The 1189-nt window shown below is 79.6% G+C and carries 2 protein-coding genes; one reads left to right on the forward strand and one right to left on the reverse strand.

The genetic code is table 11. The features are described 5' to 3' along the window. Positions 1-523: winged helix-turn-helix domain-containing protein (locus tag PYV61_RS25560; protein WP_275836707.1), on the reverse strand; the 523-nt coding region annotated here is incomplete at its 3' end. Between the two features lie 163 nt (positions 524-686). On the opposite strand from PYV61_RS25560, the gene PYV61_RS25565 reads away from it, so the two are divergent. Next, complete coding sequence (locus tag PYV61_RS25565) at positions 687-899, forward strand: hypothetical protein (protein ID WP_275836708.1); 213 nt, start codon at positions 687-689, stop codon at positions 897-899. The last annotated feature ends 290 nt before the right edge of the window (positions 900-1189 follow it).

Here is a 1189-nt window from a genome sequence, read left to right on the forward strand (position 1 = left end):
GCGCGCGCCACCACGCCGCGGCGCGCGACGGCTCCACCGCGCGCTCGGCGGCCCGCGCCAGCCGCTCGAGGTCGCGCGCGTGCTCGCCCGCGACCGCGCGCCGCTCGTCGTCCGCCCACCGCTCGAACTCGGGGGCGCCGGCGAGGCGGAAGCCGGCGAGGAAGGGGCCCGCGTACAGCGCCGCCGCCTCCTCCAGCCGGCCGCCCCTCACGAACTCGGCGTACTCCCCGACGTCGCTCGCCACCGCGTCGGGGTCGAGCCGCAGCTCCTGCGCGCCGACGATCGCGCGCTCGTCGGCGAGGTCGCGCCGCAGCGCGTACACCGCCTGCGCCAGCGAGCGGCGCCCGCGCTCCTCGTCGCCGGGCCAGAAGAGCGCCTGCAGCGCGTCGCGCGACGCCCCCCGCTCGCCGGCGCGCGCCAGCACCGCCAGCAGCGCCAGGGGGCGCGGCTGGAGGGCGGCCCGCCCCAGCGCACGATCGGGGTGGGAGACGGCCAGGCCGCCCAGGGTCACGACGCGCAGCACGAGCGGAACGTACCGGCGCGGTGGAGCGGGCGGCAAGACGCGGCGCCGGGGGGTGATCGGCGCGTGACCCGGCGGTGATGCGCGCCCGTATCCTTGCCCGCGTCGCCGCCGCCGTGGCGCGACGCCACCACACGACCTCCACTCCGCAACGGAGCGCCCATCCATGTCCCGCACGCCGCTCGCCCTCGCCGCCCTGCTCGTCGCCGCCGCGACGACCGCCTGCTCCGACCGCGCCGACGCCGTCGGCCCGCGCCCGATCATCCTGCAGTCGCGCGCCGAGGCGCCGGCGCACGAGTCGGCGCGCATGCACAAGCCGTTCGTCGCGCCGCCGCGCGCCGACACGAGCGCCGTCGCGCGCATGCACAAGCCCTTCTGACCGCGTCGGCCGGCCGGTGATCGCGCGGTGATCCGCGAGTGAGCCCCCCGCGGAGATTGCCCTCCGAACGCGACGCCGGCCCGACCGGCGGGCCACCCCCGATGCACGACCCGACGCACGACTTCACGACTCCCGACTCCGTCGAGCCCTCATACATGCGCCCCCGACTCCTCGCCGCCGCGGTGCTGCTCGCCGCTGCGTGCTCCGACCGCGACCCGGTCGCCCCCGCGCCGCGCCCCGCGGTCGCCGCGACGCCCGACGCCGCGCTCGCGCCCGACGCCGCCCGCGCC

This window comes from Roseisolibacter sp. H3M3-2 (assembly GCF_029211165.1).
Classification (GTDB): domain Bacteria; phylum Gemmatimonadota; class Gemmatimonadetes; order Gemmatimonadales; family Gemmatimonadaceae; genus Roseisolibacter.